Annotated in this window: 16 protein-coding genes; 12 read left to right on the top strand and 4 right to left on the bottom strand. The window is 64.7% G+C overall.

The genetic code is table 11. The features are described from left to right. Positions 1 to 59 precede the first annotated feature (59 nt). Both RTQ46_RS13590 and RTQ46_RS13585 read left to right on the top strand, forming a co-directional pair. Positions 60 to 611, top strand: a complete 552-nt coding sequence (locus tag RTQ46_RS13590; protein ID WP_312437287.1) for a DUF4142 domain-containing protein — start codon at positions 60 to 62, stop codon at positions 609 to 611. Between the two features lie 86 nt (positions 612 to 697). Next, positions 698 to 1,081 carry a hypothetical protein gene (locus RTQ46_RS13585; protein ID WP_312437286.1) on the top strand — a complete coding sequence of 128 codons (384 nt, stop codon included), beginning with the start codon at positions 698 to 700 and terminating at the stop codon, positions 1,079 to 1,081. A gap of 10 nt (positions 1,082 to 1,091) precedes the next feature. Here RTQ46_RS13585 and cadR read toward each other — a convergent pair whose 3' ends face one another. Then, the gene (gene cadR / locus RTQ46_RS13580) at positions 1,092 to 1,523 is read right to left on the bottom strand and encodes a Cd(II)/Pb(II)-responsive transcriptional regulator (protein ID WP_312437285.1); all 432 of its coding nucleotides are present in this window, start codon (positions 1,521 to 1,523) and stop codon (positions 1,092 to 1,094) included. A gap of 94 nt (positions 1,524 to 1,617) precedes the next feature. Here cadR and RTQ46_RS13575 point away from each other — a divergent pair, with 94 nt between their 5' ends. The 6 genes from RTQ46_RS13575 (at position 1,618) to RTQ46_RS13550 (ending at position 9,788) form a co-directional block, all read left to right on the top strand. After that, positions 1,618 to 3,891 (top strand): heavy metal translocating P-type ATPase, encoded by a 2,274-nt coding sequence (locus tag RTQ46_RS13575; protein WP_409518332.1) that lies wholly within the window; start codon positions 1,618 to 1,620, stop codon positions 3,889 to 3,891. Continuing rightward, positions 3,888 to 4,472 (top strand): hypothetical protein, encoded by a 585-nt coding sequence (locus RTQ46_RS13570; RefSeq protein ID WP_312437281.1) that lies wholly within the window; start codon positions 3,888 to 3,890, stop codon positions 4,470 to 4,472. Before RTQ46_RS13575 ends, RTQ46_RS13570 begins: the two co-directional genes overlap by 4 nt. An 81-nt stretch (positions 4,473 to 4,553) precedes the next feature. Then, positions 4,554 to 5,918: an alpha/beta fold hydrolase gene (locus tag RTQ46_RS13565; protein WP_312437279.1), complete on the top strand. Its 1,365-nt coding sequence runs from the start codon at positions 4,554 to 4,556 to the stop codon at positions 5,916 to 5,918. Between the two features lie 20 nt (positions 5,919 to 5,938). After that, positions 5,939 to 7,000 carry an alpha/beta hydrolase gene (locus RTQ46_RS13560; RefSeq protein WP_312437277.1) on the top strand — a complete coding sequence of 354 codons (1,062 nt, stop codon included), beginning with the start codon at positions 5,939 to 5,941 and terminating at the stop codon, positions 6,998 to 7,000. 91 nt (positions 7,001 to 7,091) lie between these two features. Then, positions 7,092 to 9,203: a hypothetical protein gene (locus RTQ46_RS13555; RefSeq protein WP_312437276.1), complete on the top strand. Its 2,112-nt coding sequence runs from the start codon at positions 7,092 to 7,094 to the stop codon at positions 9,201 to 9,203. Between the two features lie 123 nt (positions 9,204 to 9,326). After that, positions 9,327 to 9,788, top strand: a complete 462-nt coding sequence (locus tag RTQ46_RS13550; RefSeq protein WP_312437275.1) for a hypothetical protein — start codon at positions 9,327 to 9,329, stop codon at positions 9,786 to 9,788. Here RTQ46_RS13550 and RTQ46_RS13545 read toward each other — a convergent pair. Together RTQ46_RS13545 and RTQ46_RS13540 are read right to left on the bottom strand one after the other, a co-directional pair. Continuing rightward, positions 9,754 to 11,280, bottom strand: a complete 1,527-nt coding sequence (locus RTQ46_RS13545; protein ID WP_312437273.1) for an MFS transporter — start codon at positions 11,278 to 11,280, stop codon at positions 9,754 to 9,756. The two genes, RTQ46_RS13550 and RTQ46_RS13545, sit on opposite strands and share 35 nt — an antisense overlap. A gap of 89 nt (positions 11,281 to 11,369) precedes the next feature. Continuing rightward, entirely contained in the window at positions 11,370 to 11,939 is a 570-nt protein-coding gene (locus RTQ46_RS13540; RefSeq protein ID WP_312437272.1) for a GNAT family N-acetyltransferase, read from the bottom strand. A gap of 92 nt (positions 11,940 to 12,031) precedes the next feature. Between RTQ46_RS13540 and RTQ46_RS13535 the strand changes: the two genes are divergently transcribed. From RTQ46_RS13535 to RTQ46_RS13520, 4 genes are all read left to right on the top strand, one after another. Then, positions 12,032 to 12,913 carry a LysR family transcriptional regulator gene (locus tag RTQ46_RS13535; RefSeq protein WP_312437270.1) on the top strand — a complete coding sequence of 294 codons (882 nt, stop codon included), beginning with the start codon at positions 12,032 to 12,034 and terminating at the stop codon, positions 12,911 to 12,913. A gap of 27 nt (positions 12,914 to 12,940) precedes the next feature. Further along, positions 12,941 to 13,465: a hypothetical protein gene (locus tag RTQ46_RS13530; RefSeq protein ID WP_312437269.1), complete on the top strand. Its 525-nt coding sequence runs from the start codon at positions 12,941 to 12,943 to the stop codon at positions 13,463 to 13,465. Between the two features lie 103 nt (positions 13,466 to 13,568). Further along, complete coding sequence (locus tag RTQ46_RS13525) at positions 13,569 to 14,090, top strand: MarR family winged helix-turn-helix transcriptional regulator (protein WP_312437267.1); 522 nt, start codon at positions 13,569 to 13,571, stop codon at positions 14,088 to 14,090. Positions 14,091 to 14,094: 4 nt separating this feature from the next. Further along, positions 14,095 to 14,532 (top strand): PaaI family thioesterase, encoded by a 438-nt coding sequence (locus tag RTQ46_RS13520; protein WP_312437266.1) that lies wholly within the window; start codon positions 14,095 to 14,097, stop codon positions 14,530 to 14,532. Here RTQ46_RS13520 and RTQ46_RS13515 read toward each other — a convergent pair. Continuing rightward, positions 14,516 to 15,676, bottom strand: a complete 1,161-nt coding sequence (locus RTQ46_RS13515) for an acyltransferase (RefSeq protein WP_312437264.1) — start codon at positions 15,674 to 15,676, stop codon at positions 14,516 to 14,518. The two genes, RTQ46_RS13520 and RTQ46_RS13515, sit on opposite strands and share 17 nt — an antisense overlap. Positions 15,677 to 15,697 lie beyond the last annotated feature (21 nt).

Below are 15,697 nucleotides of genomic sequence, written 5' to 3'. Positions count from 1 at the left end.
ACGCACTGCTGGCTTATGCTTTCAGCCAGCTTGTCACTTTTACCTTGAAAGGATTTTCCATGCGTCTGACCACTACCCGTTCCCGTACCCCTTCCCTGAAAAGCGTCGCCATCGGCGCGGCCGTCGCCCTGCTGAGCGGCCTGGCCGTGAACAGCTTCGCCGCCAGTGCCACCGGCGCCTACGACAAGACCTTCCTGGCCAAGGCCGCCGATGCGGGCAGCACGGAAATTGCCGCCAGCAAGGTCGCGCAAGGCAAGAGCACCAATGCGGAAGTGAAAAAATTCGCCGACTCAATGGTGACCGACCATACCAAGGTGGCCGATGAGCTGAGGCAGCTGGCCAGCAGCAAGCAGGTCAAGGTCAGCGACGAGCCGGGTGCCAAGCACAAGGTGGAACTGGCCAAGCTCGACGGTCTGTCCGGCAAGCAGTTCGACCAGGAATATGCGGCCAAGATCGGCGTCGAAGCGCACAAGGAAGCCGTGAAGCTGTTTACGGATGCCAGCCAGAAGGCCACCGATCCGGAGATCAAGGCATTTGCGGCGAAAACCTTGCCAGCCTTGCAGCATCACCTGGAAATGGCGAATGCCTTGCATTCGAGCCTGACCAAGTAATTTGTTGAAACTGCGACTGGCCGGCTGTGCAAGCGGCCAGTGCAGGCATGGCTTACAATGCAGCCATCTCGTTTTTACTGCCCTTCATGTCTCCACTTCTCAAAAAAAGCCTGCTGATCGTTGCCGGCCTGCTGCTGGCGATGCTGATTGCCGTCTGGCTTTCCGTCAAGATCAATGCCGCCGAACACGCCAAACTGTATGCGCAGGCATGGAGTCCCAGCGGCAAGTGCGTGATCAACACCTATGCCCCGGCGTATGGCAGCGGCACGGTCGCCAATATCGTGCGTGCACTGAGCACGCAGTCGTTTTTCCGCGTCTACGACAAACAGGGCAACATGCTGGAAAGTACCGAATGGGTGCTGGACCTGCATGAAGACGGCTTGATGGACTATGCCAGCTGGGGCAAGGAGCGCGCCATCTACCCGACCGACATGGGCGATGCCAGCTGGACCCTGCCGCAGTGCGCTTGATGCAAGTTGCTCAATGCAGATCGGTATGACAGGCGCAATCGTTGCCGCTGGCCGCTTCCGACAAGTTCTGCAAGATTGCGCAATCCTGTGACGGCGTCGGCTGGTCGCACTGGTGGCGCAGGCTGACCAGTTGCTGCTGCAGCGTTTGCAAATTCGCCATCTGTTCGGCTATGCGCTCGATATGGTGGTCCAGCAATTGATTGACGCTCTGGCAGCCCTCGGCCGGGTTGTTCTTGAACTCCAGCAAAGCGCGGATATCGGCCAGGCCGATCTGCAATGAGCGGCAGTGGCGGATAAATTGCAGCCGCTCCTGGTGCTCCGCCTTGTACTCGCGGTAGCCGGCGCTGCTGCGGCCAGGTTCCTGCAGCAAGCCTGCTTTTTCATAGTAGCGCACTGTCTCGACATCGCAGTGGGTGCGCCTGGCCAGTTCTCCGATACGCATGGCATTTCCTTTCGTTCGTGCAAATTTCGCTTGACCCTGTAGCGGCTACAGGGTTTCTAATGCCAGCATACACGAATCCCGGAAGGACCACGCGATGCCTCATGACCCGTCCCACAGCCACGCCGACGCACATACACACGGCCACTCCCATGGCGGCTGCTGTTCCCACAGCCATGCACATGCACATGCGCCTGCGCCGGCGCCGACCGCGGCCGCCGACTTGCCCAGCACCGCCGTCGCCGGCGCGCAAACGGCCAAGTACCGCATCGCCAATATGGACTGCCCGGTGGAAGAACGCCTGATCCGCAACAAGCTCTCCGGCATGGACGGCGTGGTCGGGCTCGATTTCAACCTGATGAACCGGGTACTCGACGTGCATCACACCCTGCCGTCGCTGGCCAGTGTCGAAACGGCGTTGCACGGTATCGGCATGCAGGCCATACCGGTGGTCGCGGGCGTGGCCAGCGTGCGGGACCCCGGCGAAGGCAAGCTGGCAGGCGCGCAGAAGGCGCTGCTGGCCGTCTCGGGCGTGGCGGCGGTGGCTGCCGAAGCGCTGGCCTGGACCTCGCACCAGGATAATTCTCCTGTCGTCATCGCGCTGGCCGTGCTGTCGATCGGCAGCGGCGGCTGGCCAACCCTGAAAAAAGGCTGGATCGCGCTGAAAAGCTTTACCCTGAATATCAACTTCCTGATGAGCCTGGCGGTGCTTGGCGCGGTGGCCATCGGCCAGTGGCCGGAAGCGGCGATGGTGATTTTCCTGTTTGCGATTGCCGAACTGATCGAAGGCATGTCGCTGAACCGCGCGCGCAATGCCGTGCACGGCCTGATGCAGCTGGCGCCGGACGTGGCGAACGTGCAGTCGGGTCATGGCGAATGGCAACAAGTGCCGGTGGCCACCGTGGCCGTTGGCGACCTGCTGCGCGTGAAGCCGGGCGAGCGCATCGCCCTCGACGGCGTCGTGAAAAACGGCGCGTCGTCCGTCAACCAGGCGCCAATCACGGGCGAAAGCATGCCGGTGGACAAGGCCGCCGGCGACGTCGTGTATGCCGGCACCATCAATGAACGGGGCCTGCTCGACATTACCGTGACGGCCAACAGCGGCAACAGCACGCTGGCGCGCATTGTGAAGGTAATCGAGGAGACCCAGGGCAGGCAGGCGCCGACGCAGCGTTTTGTCGACCAGTTCGCCCGCTATTACACGCCGGTGGTGGTGGTGTTCGCCATCCTGGTGGCGGTGCTGCCGCCGTTGCTGCTGAACCAGCCGCTGATGGACTGGATATACAAGGCGCTGGTCATGTTGGTGATCGCCTGCCCGTGCGCGCTGGTCATTTCCACGCCCGTCACGGTCGTCAGCGGGCTGACGGCGGCCGCGCGGCGCGGCATCCTGGTGAAAGGCGGGCAATTCCTGGAAACCGGCTACAAGATCAAGGCGATTGCCGTCGACAAGACGGGCACCTTGACCATGGGCAAGCCAAACGTGACGGAAGTGGTGACGCTGGGAAGCCGCAGCCGGGACGAGATTTTGCTGCTGGCCGCCAGCCTGGAAGCGGGGTCGGCCCATCCGCTGGCCGCCGCCATCGTCAAGGCAGGGCCTGCCGCAGACCGGTTGCAGGCCGTGACGCAATTTGCTGCCCTGCACGGGCGCGGGGTGCAGGGCGTGATCGCCGGCCAGACGGTCTACCTGGGCAATGCGCGCCTGATGCAGGAATTGAACGTGCTGACGCCGGAGCTGGAGGCTACCCTGGCGCGCCTGGAACAACAGGCGTACACGGCCATGGTGCTGGCCAACGGCACCGGGGCGCTGGGCGTGATCGCCGTGGCCGATGTGCTGCGTCCGAGCGCCACGGCCGCCATCGCCAAACTGGACGCGATGGGCGTGGCCACCGTCATGCTGACGGGCGATAACGTCCTGACGGCCCAGTGCATTGCGGCAGAAGTTGGGGTCAAGCTGGTCAAGGCGGAACTGCTGCCGGAAAACAAGCTCGATGAAATCGTCGCGCTGCAGCGGCAATTCGGCGTGGTCGGCATGGTTGGCGATGGTGTCAACGATGCGCCGGCCCTGGCGCAGGCCGACATCGGCTTTGCCATGGGCGCAGCCGGCAGCGATACGGCAATCGACACGGCCGATGTGGCCTTGATGGATGACGAACTGGGCAAGTTGCCCGAATTCATACACCTCAGCCGCCGCACGCGCCGCATCCTGGTGCAGAACATCAGCTTTGCCATCGGCATCAAGCTGGTGTTCTTCGGCCTGGCGCTGGGCGGCCTGGCCACCTTGTGGATGGCGGTGTTTGCCGATGTGGGCGCCAGCCTGCTGGTGGTGGCCAACGGCTTGCGGCTGCTGCGCGCCGGCAAGGGACGGGCATGATCCAACATCAAAAAATCATCCTGCAAACGCCGGGCATGGCGCTGTTCGATCCGGCCACGCTGGCGCGTTTCGTCAGCGATCACGGCATCGAGGCCACCGATCTGCTGCAGCACTTTATCGACTTCCCCGAGCTGGGCGACGCCGCCATCGCCCAAGGCTGCGTGCTGCCGGTCTACAGCATCCCGATGTGGGACTACGAACTGGTCTTCAATGAGGCAGGCGGCATTGCGACCGCGCCGCCGCTGGTCGATGCCGTGCTGCCGGCATTGCTGCCGCTCGCCATCACCAGTGGCACGCTGATCGTCACCGACCTGTTCGGCCTGATGGACTTTGACCTCGAGTATTACCAGCATTTTCCGCCAGCGCAAGAGCGTACCGGTGTCGATGCGGCGGTGCAGCTGGCGCCGGGCAGCTATGCGGTGCAGGTCGTCAAGTTCATCGACAGGCTGGACGCCGATATCGAACACCGCCGATGCGGCTACGAGTTTCTGCTGAACAAGGTCAGCGTATTGCCTGCGGTGGCCGGCTTCGATATCGACCACATCTCCTACACGATCGCAGGATTGACTTCGTCACCTTGAAACAAGGTCAACGATAGCATCTGGACAATTGCTCCAAATAAAGTTATTTTGAGGGTTGTCGACAGATCAGCAAAGTGAACGATGCTCTTTCCGCCCCGCCTGACCTTACTTCCAGCCCTGTTCGCTTGCGCCGGCCTGCATGCGGCGCCGCTGGCATTTACGCCGTGCGCGGATGCGGTGCTGCCCGGCAGCCTGTGCGCGCTGCAAACGGTACCGCTCAGCCACGGCAAGCCGGATGGCGCGGCCGGCGAGCTGCAGCTGTTCGTGCGCAAGATTCCGTCCCAGGGCAAGCCAAAGGGCAGTGTCTGGCTGGTCGCCGGCGGTCCGGGCGAATCGGGTGCGTCGTTCTACGGCCTGCTGCCCACGCTGCGGCGCAGCTTTCCCGGCTACGACCTGCTGATTCCCGACCATCGCGGCACCGGCTATTCGTCGCGCCTGTGTCCCGCCGAGGAAGCGGCCGGCAGCCCTGGCGGCCTGGCGCTGGCCGGCGCGGAATGGGGCAGCTGCTTTGCCGGCCTGAACGCCGCACCGGAACGCGCGCGCCAGTTTTCCCTCACTAATGCCGCGCATGACTTGCGTACCCTGCTCGGCAACACGGGCGGCAGCGGCCCCGTCTATCTGTATGGCGTGTCCTACGGCACCCAGCTGGTGCTGCGTACGCTGCAGCTAGGGCCACTCCCCGTCAAGGGCGTGCTGCTCGACTCGCTGGCGCCGCCGCAACGCGATCCGCGCTGGGACCTGAGCCAGCGCTCCCGGGTCGTCAACCAGGTGGGCCTGCAGGTGCTGGCGGACGAACCGGCGCTGGCGCTGTACCGGCGCGTACTGGACAAGGTGGCGCTGGACCCGGCGCTGCTGGCCGCCATCCCCGGCAAGAACCTGAAGCACTTCATGGGCAGCCTGCTCGATGTGCCGGCCGCCAGGGCTCGCATACCGTATCTGCTGCGCGACCTCGATCAGGGCGAAACAACGGAACTGGCCAGCGTGCGCGCGCTGCTGGCCGAGGCCGCCGCCAGCCTGGGCAGCTATCCGCAGTCTGCGCTGTCGATTCCGCTGGTCAGCATCATCAGCAGCTCGGAAAACAATCTGCGGCCGGCACTGACCGCTGCCGATATCGACCGCGAAGAAGCGGGCCTGCTGTTTGCCAGTCCCCTGCCCCGCATGCTGCTCGGTGGCGGTTTGCCCACCTATGCTGCCGACGCCGGGTTCGGCGAATTGCCGGCGGCAATCCCGCCGCTACTAATACTGCAGGGCACGCTCGATCCGAAGACGCCGTATGCAGGCGCGCAGGCGCAGGTAGCGGCTTTGCAGCAAGCCGGCGCCGGCAAGGTGGCGCTGGCCAGCATCGGCCAGGCGCCGCACTTTATCCTGTGGACGGCGCCCGCCTGTTTCGAGCAGGCGGCGCGGCGTTTTATTGCCGGCAAGCGGGCCGACGATTGTTCCTTATAAGCGATACACCAAGGAAAGATATGCTGAAAAAAGCCGCATTGCTGCTGTTATTGTCCTGTGCCGGCGCCGCCAGCGCCGCAGAGCCCGCCACCGCCCGTGCTGTGTGCGCATCTGCCGCACAGCCGGTCAGGGAACAGGGTTATGTCACCATCAATGGCATCGAACAATGGATCACCATCACCGGCGCGCGCTGCGGCAATCCGGTGATCCTGTTTATCCACGGCGGCCCCGGCAATCCGCTGAGCCCGTTTGCCGACGCCATCTACCAGGGCTGGGAGCAGCAATATACGCTGGTGCAGTGGGACCAGCGCGGCGCGGGCATGACCTACTCGAAGCAAAGGCCGACGCAAGACGTGCCGTTGACCCTGGAGCAGATGCGCGACGATGGCATTGCGGTGGCCAATTACGTGCGCCATCGCCTGGGCCAGGACAAGCTGATTCTGATGGGCAGTTCCTGGGGCTCGATTCTGGGCGTCTACATGATCAAGGCCAGTCCGGCGCTGTTTCATGCGTATATCGGCACGGCGCAGGTGGTGGACGCGCGCACCAATCTGGTCGGCATGTACCGCGAAGTCATGGCGCTGGCCAAAGCGGCCGGCGACACGGCCACCGTCGACAAGCTGACGGCGCTGGGCAGCCCGCCGTGGACCGATCCGCGCAATTTCGGCATCCTGCGCCGTTTCGACCGCAAATACGAAGCCTTGACCACCGATGCGCCCCCGAAAAACTGGTGGCAGCCGGCGCCGTTCTATGCCACGCCGCAGGCGCTGGCGGACGCTGAAGCCGCCGACGATTATTCGTATATCCAGTTCATGGGCATGCGCGGCGACGGCATGTTCTCGAAAGTGGACCTGCCGGCCATGGGCACGACATTCGAGCTGCCCGTGTATCTGCTGATGGGCACGCAAGACCTGCTGACTTCGCCCGTGGTGGCGCGCCGCTATTTCGACAGCATCAGCGCGCCGCACAAGGACTTCGTGCTGGTTCCGCGCGCCGGTCACGACCCGAACCAGGCCGTGCTCGACGCACAGTGGAAGGTCCTGCGCGAAAAAGTGGCGCCGCTGCTCAAGGCCGAGAAATAAGGCTGCGGGCCGGTCAAAACATCGGTAATAATGGGATGGAGCCTTACGGTAAGCCGTAGACGCTGCCGCCATCCCATCGCCAGGAACCTTGATGACCGATTTTGCCAGCAGTTCGCCAGAAGAACTCCAGCCTGCCACCGCTGACCAGCCGAAGAGCAAGGAAGAGCCAGGGCCGGACGCGCCTGCGCTGCATGCCGGCGCCCTGCTGCACCCTGCCGCCTGGCCCGGTGTGCGCCTGAGCTACCATTACGACGGCCCGGCCCTGCTGCTGTTGCTGCACTTCGATTTGTCACGGGTCGAGTGCGAAGCCGCCTTGCCCGATGCCGCGCCCGTGCCGCGCTACCTGACGGCGCTGGCGACCTACGGCGCGGCCGTAATCGAGCTGACCGATCCCCGGGTGAGCGCAAGCGTCACGCAATCGGTATTGCCGGCCCATGGCGGCGCGCTGGGCGACAGCGGCGTGATCAAGGCGGCGCTGCTGGCGTTTGCCACCGAAGCGAGCGGACAGCTTGCCGGTCTGGTCCGGCCAGCGCAGCCGTTTACCCATGCGCTCCCGATTGCCATCGCACCGGCAGAGCTGGCTGCGCGCGCGGACGATATGTTCGCCATCGGCGCGCAGCTGATCATGTCCCGTCCCGACGAGTTGGCCGACCCTGGCGCGCCCGGCGCAACGCCGCAGACAGTATCGGTCGCGATGCCGATAGCGCCCGATGCCGTGCCGGAACTGTTTGCCAGCCGCTTCGCAGCCAGTTTTGGTGGCTACGACGGCGCAGACGGTGGTGTCCGCGTGGCATGGGATGCGCTGGCCGGCGCGGCGGCAACGCCACACCTGCGGGCCATACGCCTGAGCGGCAGCAAGGGTGCGCACCTTGCCTTGGGCCAGGGGCCGGCGATCTGTTATGCATTGACGCCGCTGGGCAACCGGCTGACCGGCGGCAGCATCTGCGTGGTCCGCTATGCGCCCGGCACGCTGGCGCCCAGCGAGGAACTGCAGGTGTTTTCGAACATCGATCTCGATGCCTGGGCCAGGACCTTCGTGGCCGCGCTGGACGAGATCCTGTCGCCCGGCACGCTGGCTGCGATCGCCGCCGCCGATGCTGCCGCCAGCGAGGCTTTGATACAGGCGCGCGCTGTCGTGGCGCAGTCCCTGGCCCAGGCTCTGGTGCCCGTCTTCCCGCAGCAGCCGGGCCTGCAACTGGCAAAGGCGCAGGAGCACTTCCGGCAAAGCGCGCTGGTGTCGCTGTCCGGCGCCTGTGCGGCTTCGGTGCTGGTGCAACTGCCGGCAACGATCGTGTTGCATGGCGCCATGCCAGCCGATACGGCCGAGCTGCAATTTCACGGCCAAATCGAGGTGCTGCCTGCGCCAGGCGCCAGTGCCATGGCCGATACGCGCACTGCCGGCGGCGTCACGCTGGCCACCAGCGGCCAGCAGCCGGGCACGCTGCACTTCCTGGTCAAGGCATTACAACCGCAACAGGCCGCCAGCCTGCAGCTTGCGCTGGTGTACCGCGCATGCCTGGCCGGGTACTGGCCGGAAAGTCCCGTGGACCTGGCGCTCGGCACGCTGCAGGTGCCGATTCCCGGCCACACGCTGCCGCCCGCATTGCTGCTGGCGCACCAGGCAGTGCCGAGCCAGGCGCCGGCGGAAGGTGGCGCGAGCGCTGCATTGCGCTGGGATTACGACAGCACGCTGCAGCAAGTGCCGCAGGATGCGCAGGACGCATTGTGGGTAATCACCAGTTTCCCGTTGCCGCACGGCGGCGAACGCCTGCGCGCCGCGACGGCGCGCGGCAGCACCGCGCGCCTGTTCGAGGCGCTGGGCGCTTTCATTGTCGCCTGGCCGCAGCTGCAGGCTTATCTGGCAGGCCCGGCCAGGCCGCTGCCGGCCGCCCTGATCGCGGCGCTGCTGCATCATGTCGGCGGCGTAGCCGATGCCTGGGGTGCGCTGCGCAGCGTCACTGGCAACACCGGCGCGCCGCCTGACGGCAGCTATCTGTTCGACTTCGCGCATGCGCATGACCAGAAACAGCTGCTGGTGCATGCCCGCGCCGACAGCAGCGGCAACATCCTGTGGCCGGTCATTAACGGCCAGCACCATGGCGCCGTGCTGCCCTCGGGCGACCTCAGTCCGGATGACAGCGGCAGCTGGTTGCAAAGCGGTTACCCATATGAGGCGGGAGCCGGGGCGCTACGCATCACCTAGCCGGGACTCGATCTGGCAACGCACCTGAGTGCTACGTCCGGGTACCGGTCGGTTCGCAACGCCCATCTGCCGGTAGATGACCATGCACACGGCAAGGTCCATCCGGCGTTGGTTTACCAGAACATGACGGCGTTCGCCGCGCCGGTCATGCCGCTGCTGACCTTGGCGCCGCAGACGCATGCCGGCGCTACCTCGCTGATTGCCGCATTCGGCAGCGCCTTGCAGATCTGCACGCGGGCGGCCAGCGTGCCCGGCGTGCCATGGTCACTGAAATTGCAACTGAGCTACCGCTATCAGGCCGATGCCACCGGCTTGCCGGTGCAACTGCCGGTATTGCTGCTGCCCGACCTGGTGCTGACCCGCCCTGGCAGCGACGTACCGGCCGCCACCGCGTCGCAGCAACTGGCAGGCCAGCTGGCCGTGGAAGTGCAGCGCTGGCATGACGCCATGCTGCCAGATACCAGCCAGGCGGCGCTGTTGCTCGACCTGACCATGTTCATCGAGGTCGATGGCACGCCGCGCCCCGTGGTGCAGGCGCCCGATGTCGCCATCACGGTGCCGGCTGGCTGGTGGCCAGTGGCTTGACGGCCTCGAGCGCGTCCAGTGCCCGCAGATGCAGCTGGCGAATGGCCGCTGCCGCCAGCAGCAGGATGGCCGAGGCCGTTGCCAGCACGGCGGCAAAAGCCTGGTCGAACGCGGCGCGCGCCAGTTGCGCCACCTGCGCGCCCAGCCCGGCCGGCAGCTGCCCGGCCGCCAGCAGCGCGGCGTCCAGCGTGTCGCGGGCGTTCGGCAACAGGCCGGCGCCTTCCGGCAGGACCAGGCTGGCACCGTAGACCGCCGACATCAGAGTGCCCAGAATGGTCACGCCCAGCACGGCGCCCAGTTCATACGACACTTCCTCGATCGAGGCGGCCATGCCCGCCTGGTGCGGCGCCACGTTCAGCATCACGGCGCTGGAGGCGGCCGTCATCACGGCGCCCAGTCCCAGGCCCAGCAAGACCAGGCTGGCGATCTGCGCCGGCACGCTGGCCTCGTGCAGCAGCAGATAGCTGGCCATGCCCAGGCTTGATACCAGCAGCGAGCCCCACAGCACCCTGGCCTTGTCGGCGCGCGGCAGCAGGTAGCCCGTCAGCGGGCCGGCAAACACGGATGCCAATGGCAGGGGCAGCAGCAACAGCCCGGCTTCCAGCGGCGACAGCGAGCGCACCAGCTGCAGCTGCTGGCTCAGCGCCAGTTCCATGCCGATCAGCGCGGCCGACGCCACCATCGCGGCGGCCACGGCGCTGGAAAACGGCAAGGCGCGAAACAGCGAAAAATCGATCAGCGGCTGCGCCTGCCGTTGCTGGCGGCGCACAAAGGTCCACAGGAATGCGGCGCCGATGGCAAACGAGCCGAACGCGACCAGCCAGGACGGCTGCGGCTTGCCCAGTTCCTTGATGGCGTAGACACTGCCCAGCAGGCCCGCCATGATCTGCAGCGAACCGGGCAAATCCCATGGCTTGTCAGGGTTGCCGGCGCGCTTGGGCAGTATCGAGGACGCCATGAGCAAAGTCAGGACCACCACCGGCACATTGATCAGGAATACCGAACCCCACCAGTAGTGTTCCAGCAGCAAGCCGCCCAGCACGGGGCCGAAGGCGGCGCCGCCCGAGGCGATCGCGGCCCAGACGCCGATGGCAAACGAGCGTTCGCGGCGGTTGTCAAAGGTCAGGCGGATCAGCGACAGGGTGGCGGGCATCATCATGGCGGCGCCGACCGCCAGCAGCATGCGCGCGGCAATCAGCCAGGCGGGAGACGGCGAAAACGCGGCGCACAGCGAGGCAAGGCCAAATATAGTCAGGCCGGACAGGAACACGGGTTTGTGGCCGAGGCGGTCGCCGAGGGTGCCGAGGCCGGGCAGCAAACCGCATACCAGCAGCGAATAGGCGTTAATGATCCACAATTTTTGCGATGCCGATGCCTGCAGTTCGCGCGTCAGCGCAGGCAAGGCGGTGTACAGCACGGTCATGTCGACCACGATCAGGAACAGGGCGCTGGAGACAATGGCCAGCGTCAGCCATTTTTTAATTGGATGCATGGAAAACTCAGGAGTAACTGGTGGAATGGATAAATCGCGACATCGGCGTGTAAAGAAGCCGTGCCGGAAGACGTGGGGAACGGGCAGCGTCAGCCATGGTTGGCGCCCTCGCCGTCCTTGCTGTCCTCGCTGTCCTCGTTCAGTTCGCGCAGCATCACCACCGATACCTGCTGGAAACCGCGCCCCTTGAAGAATTGCTGCGCGTTCAGATTGTGCGCGCCGCATTCGAGGAACAGGCGCGCGATGCCGTGGCTGCGCAGTTCGCCAGCTACCCATTCCACCAGCGCGGTGCCGGTGCCGCTGCCGCGCGCGTCCGGATGCAGCACCAGGTCGTCCAGTGCGGCAAACGATTTCGCGGCGCGTTGGCGCGTATCGATCGAAACCAGCGCCATGCCGACGATGGCGCCGTCAACGGTGGCGACCGCCAGCAGGCTCGAATCGCCATGCGCCCAGTCGTGCGACAGCGCGGCGCGGATCTCGCCGCGGATCACCTCGGGCAGGTCGGCACGCCAGTTGCCGGGCGACTCGGCGCGCTCGCCTTGCAGTTCCGAATGCGAAATATAATCAGGGCTGACATTGTCCAAGTACAGTTTGCACAGCGCATCTTCCTGCGCGGCGTCGTGGCACCAGCTGAAGCTGGCGACGGATTGCTTGGTCATGATGATTCCTTATTGGTAAGAAACATCAGTTTATGTCGCCCTGGAATCGTATTCAAGTTAAAATCCATCTGTAAAACAGATGGGAAGCCGCCATGCAATGGACACTGGAACAAATGCGCTATCTGGAAGCGGCGGTCGCGGCCGGCTCGTTTTCAGGCGCGGCGCGCCGGCTGGGACGCGCGCAGTCGGTGGTCAGCACCGCCATTGGCCTCTTGGAAGCGGAGCTGGGCGTGGAACTGTTCGACCGTTCGCGGCGCAGTGCCGTGCTGACGGAAGCGGGCAAGGTGATGCACCTGGAAGCGTGCGAACTGCTGCGCCAGGCCGAACGCTTGCAGCTGCGCGCGCAACTGCTGAGCGTGGCGCCGGAAGCGCGCCTGACCCTGGCGCTTGACGAAGCGCTGCCCTACCTGGCGATCGGCACCCTGGTCAAGGAGCTGGCCGAACGTTATCCGGCGCTGGAACTGGTGATGCTGAACGCCACGTCTTCGGAAGTGGCGCAGTACGTGGAACAGCAGCAGGCCGACGTGGCGTTTCATTTCGACCGCGGGCAGGTTTCCGCCATCCTGGAGCAGCAGCATATCGGCAGCGTGGCGCAAGGCGTGTTCGTGGCGAAAGGGCACGCGATGGCGCACGGCCGCGAGGTCAGCCGCAACGAACTGGCGCGCTACCGCCAGCTGATCATGGACTCCGAGCTGAACCGCGAACAAGCCTACAGCCCGGCCGTCTGGTATTCCGACAGCTTTTACAGTATCGCGGAAATGGTGGCCGACGGGCTGGGCTGGGCGATACTGCCGTTTAATATCGCCCATTACGACAACTACAAGGGATTCTTGCAGGAAGTGCCCTGCCCTGCGCTGGCCCTGTCGCGCCTGCCCGTGCGGCGCCTGGCGCTACACGGCAAGAAATTGAGCGCGACCTGCCTGTGGATTACCGCGCGGCTGGCCGAACTGCTGCGCGACGGGCCGCGCGGCTGAACCACCACTGATATAAGGAGCTATTTCATGCATCGATCTTGTTTCGCCAGGCTTGGTATTGCAGCTGTATTGACGCTGGCGTCTTCCCTCGCCTGCGCCGACCCCGGCACGGAACTGGAAACCGGCCTGGCCCAGGCCATGCATCTGAAGAAAGGCACCAGCGAACGCGTCGGCACGTCGGGCAAGGCCATCCAGGCCTATATGCAAGCCGGCCTGATCGACAGCAAACCGAACGTGCGTGCCGACTATACCGATTACTACCTGCTCAACAAACCGGCCCGCTTCATGGGCCACGAGCTGGTAATGATCGAAGAAGAATACATGTCGCGCTGGATAGGCTGCTGCGTCAGCCCCGGCGCCGGGCTGAGCGTCAAGGTCGGCGGCAGCCTCAAGGCGCTGGAGCAATTTGCCACGGCGCACCGCTGCAGCCTGAACGACAACGCCGACGTGCAAGGCGATCTGGCCGGCCTGGGCATCCGCCGCAAGCTGGCGCCGGGGCGCTATGCGACGCTCAGTTGCCGCGAGCGCGATGCCGAGAGCGGCAGGGATTAAGCCAGGGGCACGCACCAGTCTTTGACCAAGTACTTCGCCATTCTTGCGATCGAGCTCAAGTTATTCCCTTGATTTATTACGCATACGTAGTAGTATACTCCGCATGCGTAATAATACCGACTCGCCCTCCGGGGCCACCCCTGACGCTCTTGCCGCCTGCCCCGCTGGCGAGCGCTCGCCGCGATTGTTCAATCTGCTGAGCCAGGCGCGGCAGAATCTGTTTCGTTCGGCGGACGCCGTATTTACCAGCGAACTGGGGTTTTCCGGCACGCAGGTGGTGGCGCTGTTCGTGCTGAAAAGCCAGGAAGGCTGCCAGCTGAAAGACCTGGGGCGCTTGCTGCAGCTGAAAAATTCCGCCGTCACGGGACTGGTGGCGCGCATGGAGGAAAACGGGCTGATCGTGCGCGCGCAGTCGGCGTTCGATGCGCGTGCCGGTTCGCTGCATCTGTCCGACAAGGGGCGCGAAGTGCTGGCCGGCGCCCTGCCCGTGCTGGACAGCCTGAACGCCCAGCTGAAAAGCGGCTTTAGCGAGCAGGAACTGGCCGTCGTGGCGCGCTTCCTGATCCATGCGGCCAGGTTGCGTTTTCAACAGGATTTACCCTCTTCGACCACCCCACAGGAGTAATACCATGCAACCGAATCAAATGACCGGCCTGGAATTGATGCAGGCTTTCGCCAAGGGACTGTTTCCCCGTCCCGGCATTTCCAATGTGATGCCGATGGAAGTCGACACCATCGAGCACGGCCGCGTGGTATTTACGGCTACCGCGAACCAGACCCATACCAATCCGATGGGCGGCGTGCATGGCGGGTTTGCCGCGACCGTGCTCGACACGGTCACCGGCTGCGCCACGCATACGGTGCTGCCGGCCGGTGAAAGCTATGGCACCACCGACCTCAATATCAAGATGTGCCGTCCGCTGCCGTTCGACCAGGCGCTGTATGCGGAAGGCAAGGTCACCAATGCCGGCCGCAACCTGGTCATTTCCGAAGGCACCATCCGCGACGAGGCAGGCAAGATCTATGCGCATGCCACGGCCACCTGCATGATTATCCGCCCGAGCTGATCAGTACGGCAGCATCCTTGCGCTGGCGATACCAGCCGCGCAAGGCGCGGTTGGCCGGTTCCGATATATGCCGGCTGACCAGCATGGCGGCCAGCGCCGAGCAGGCCAGGAACAGGGCCAGCCACGGCAGCCGCATGGCATGGCTGAGCTCCGCCCTGGTGAGAATATTGCGCATCGCCGCCAGCACGATCACGTGGAACAGATACAGTTCATAGCTATGGCGCCCGGCCCAGCGCAGCGGCGCGGCCAGCCGGCCCGTGGTCCAGCCCGGCTGCTGTTCGCCGTGCGCACCAAGCAGGATGCCGGCGGCGGCCAGGGCGATCGCCGTAAAGCCGAACGCTTCATGGCCGCCTATGCCGCGCAGATAAATGACCGGCAGCGCGATGCCGCACGCCAAGCGCAGCATGCGCCTTGCCTGGGGCGGCAGCGGCAGGCGCGGCGCCAGCAGCGCGCTCAGGCAGCCGATGGCAATCGCATCGAAACACGCCAGATAGCCATACATGAAATACAGTTCATTATCGGCATGCGCACTGCGGTAGAGCGGGCCGGCCACGACCGCAACCAGGCACACGCCAGCGATCAGCCAGGTGCGGCGCAACAGCAAGCACAGCAGCGGCAGGCACAGATAAAACATTTCCTCGACCGACAGCGACCAGTACACGTTCAGGCAGTAGTTGAAATAGCCTGCTGATTGCATCAGCACGTTATGCCAGAAGGTCAGGATGGAGGCGATGGCGATGCCGAAATAGCTGGCCGGCAGCGGCGGCTTTGCGTCGCCATTATTGAAGTAGGGAATGTCCAGCACACCGAGCACGACAATAATGGCCAGCGCAAGCAGCAGGCCGGGCAGGATGCGGGCGGCACGCATCACGTAAAAGTATCGTATATCGATCTGCCGCAAGTTGCCCCAGCGCGTGAGAATGCCGCTGGTAATCAGATAGCCCGAGATCACAAAGAAAATCGTGACGCCATAGTTGCCGTTAAAGGCGATCGCCTTGATGGCGGCGGCGCCCAGCAGGTCGCCCAGCGGGCTATTGACCAGGCCGAACGCCAGCGTGAAGTGCAGCAGCAGCACGCAGGCGATCGCCGCGCCGCGCAGGAAGTCGATGCGCGCATTGCGCGGGCTGGCCGTATGGTGGTTCATGCGTTGCCTGTCCTCGATGAC

It is taken from the genome of Janthinobacterium sp., assembly GCF_031995485.1.
Lineage (GTDB): Bacteria > Pseudomonadota > Gammaproteobacteria > Burkholderiales > Burkholderiaceae_D > Janthinobacterium.
This window is presented reverse-complemented; position numbering and strand designations above follow the sequence as displayed.

What these genes read in the sequence shown, in the direction of transcription:
- RTQ46_RS13555 (WP_312437276.1), top strand. Translation starts at nt 7,092, where the DNA reads ATGACCGATTTTGCCAGCAGTTCGCCAGAAGAACTCCAGCCTGCCACC.
- RTQ46_RS13565 (WP_312437279.1), top strand. Translation starts at nt 4,554, where the DNA reads ATGCTCTTTCCGCCCCGCCTGACCTTACTTCCAGCCCTGTTCGCTTGC.
- RTQ46_RS13530 (WP_312437269.1), top strand. Translation starts at nt 12,941, where the DNA reads ATGCATCGATCTTGTTTCGCCAGGCTTGGTATTGCAGCTGTATTGACG.
- RTQ46_RS13520 (WP_312437266.1), top strand. Translation starts at nt 14,095, where the DNA reads ATGCAACCGAATCAAATGACCGGCCTGGAATTGATGCAGGCTTTCGCC.
- RTQ46_RS13525 (WP_312437267.1), top strand. Translation starts at nt 13,569, where the DNA reads ATGCGTAATAATACCGACTCGCCCTCCGGGGCCACCCCTGACGCTCTT.
- RTQ46_RS13560 (WP_312437277.1), top strand. Translation starts at nt 5,939, where the DNA reads ATGCTGAAAAAAGCCGCATTGCTGCTGTTATTGTCCTGTGCCGGCGCC.
- RTQ46_RS13575 (WP_409518332.1), top strand. Translation starts at nt 1,618, where the DNA reads ATGCCTCATGACCCGTCCCACAGCCACGCCGACGCACATACACACGGC.
- RTQ46_RS13545 (WP_312437273.1), bottom strand. Translation starts at nt 11,280, where the DNA reads ATGCATCCAATTAAAAAATGGCTGACGCTGGCCATTGTCTCCAGCGCC.
- RTQ46_RS13585 (WP_312437286.1), top strand. Translation starts at nt 698, where the DNA reads ATGTCTCCACTTCTCAAAAAAAGCCTGCTGATCGTTGCCGGCCTGCTG.
- RTQ46_RS13590 (WP_312437287.1), top strand. Translation starts at nt 60, where the DNA reads ATGCGTCTGACCACTACCCGTTCCCGTACCCCTTCCCTGAAAAGCGTC.
- RTQ46_RS13550 (WP_312437275.1), top strand. Translation starts at nt 9,327, where the DNA reads ATGACGGCGTTCGCCGCGCCGGTCATGCCGCTGCTGACCTTGGCGCCG.
- RTQ46_RS13515 (WP_312437264.1), bottom strand. Translation starts at nt 15,676, where the DNA reads ATGAACCACCATACGGCCAGCCCGCGCAATGCGCGCATCGACTTCCTG.
- RTQ46_RS13535 (WP_312437270.1), top strand. Translation starts at nt 12,032, where the DNA reads ATGCAATGGACACTGGAACAAATGCGCTATCTGGAAGCGGCGGTCGCG.
- RTQ46_RS13570 (WP_312437281.1), top strand. Translation starts at nt 3,888, where the DNA reads ATGATCCAACATCAAAAAATCATCCTGCAAACGCCGGGCATGGCGCTG.
- cadR (WP_312437285.1), bottom strand. Translation starts at nt 1,523, where the DNA reads ATGCGTATCGGAGAACTGGCCAGGCGCACCCACTGCGATGTCGAGACA.
- RTQ46_RS13540 (WP_312437272.1), bottom strand. Translation starts at nt 11,939, where the DNA reads ATGACCAAGCAATCCGTCGCCAGCTTCAGCTGGTGCCACGACGCCGCG.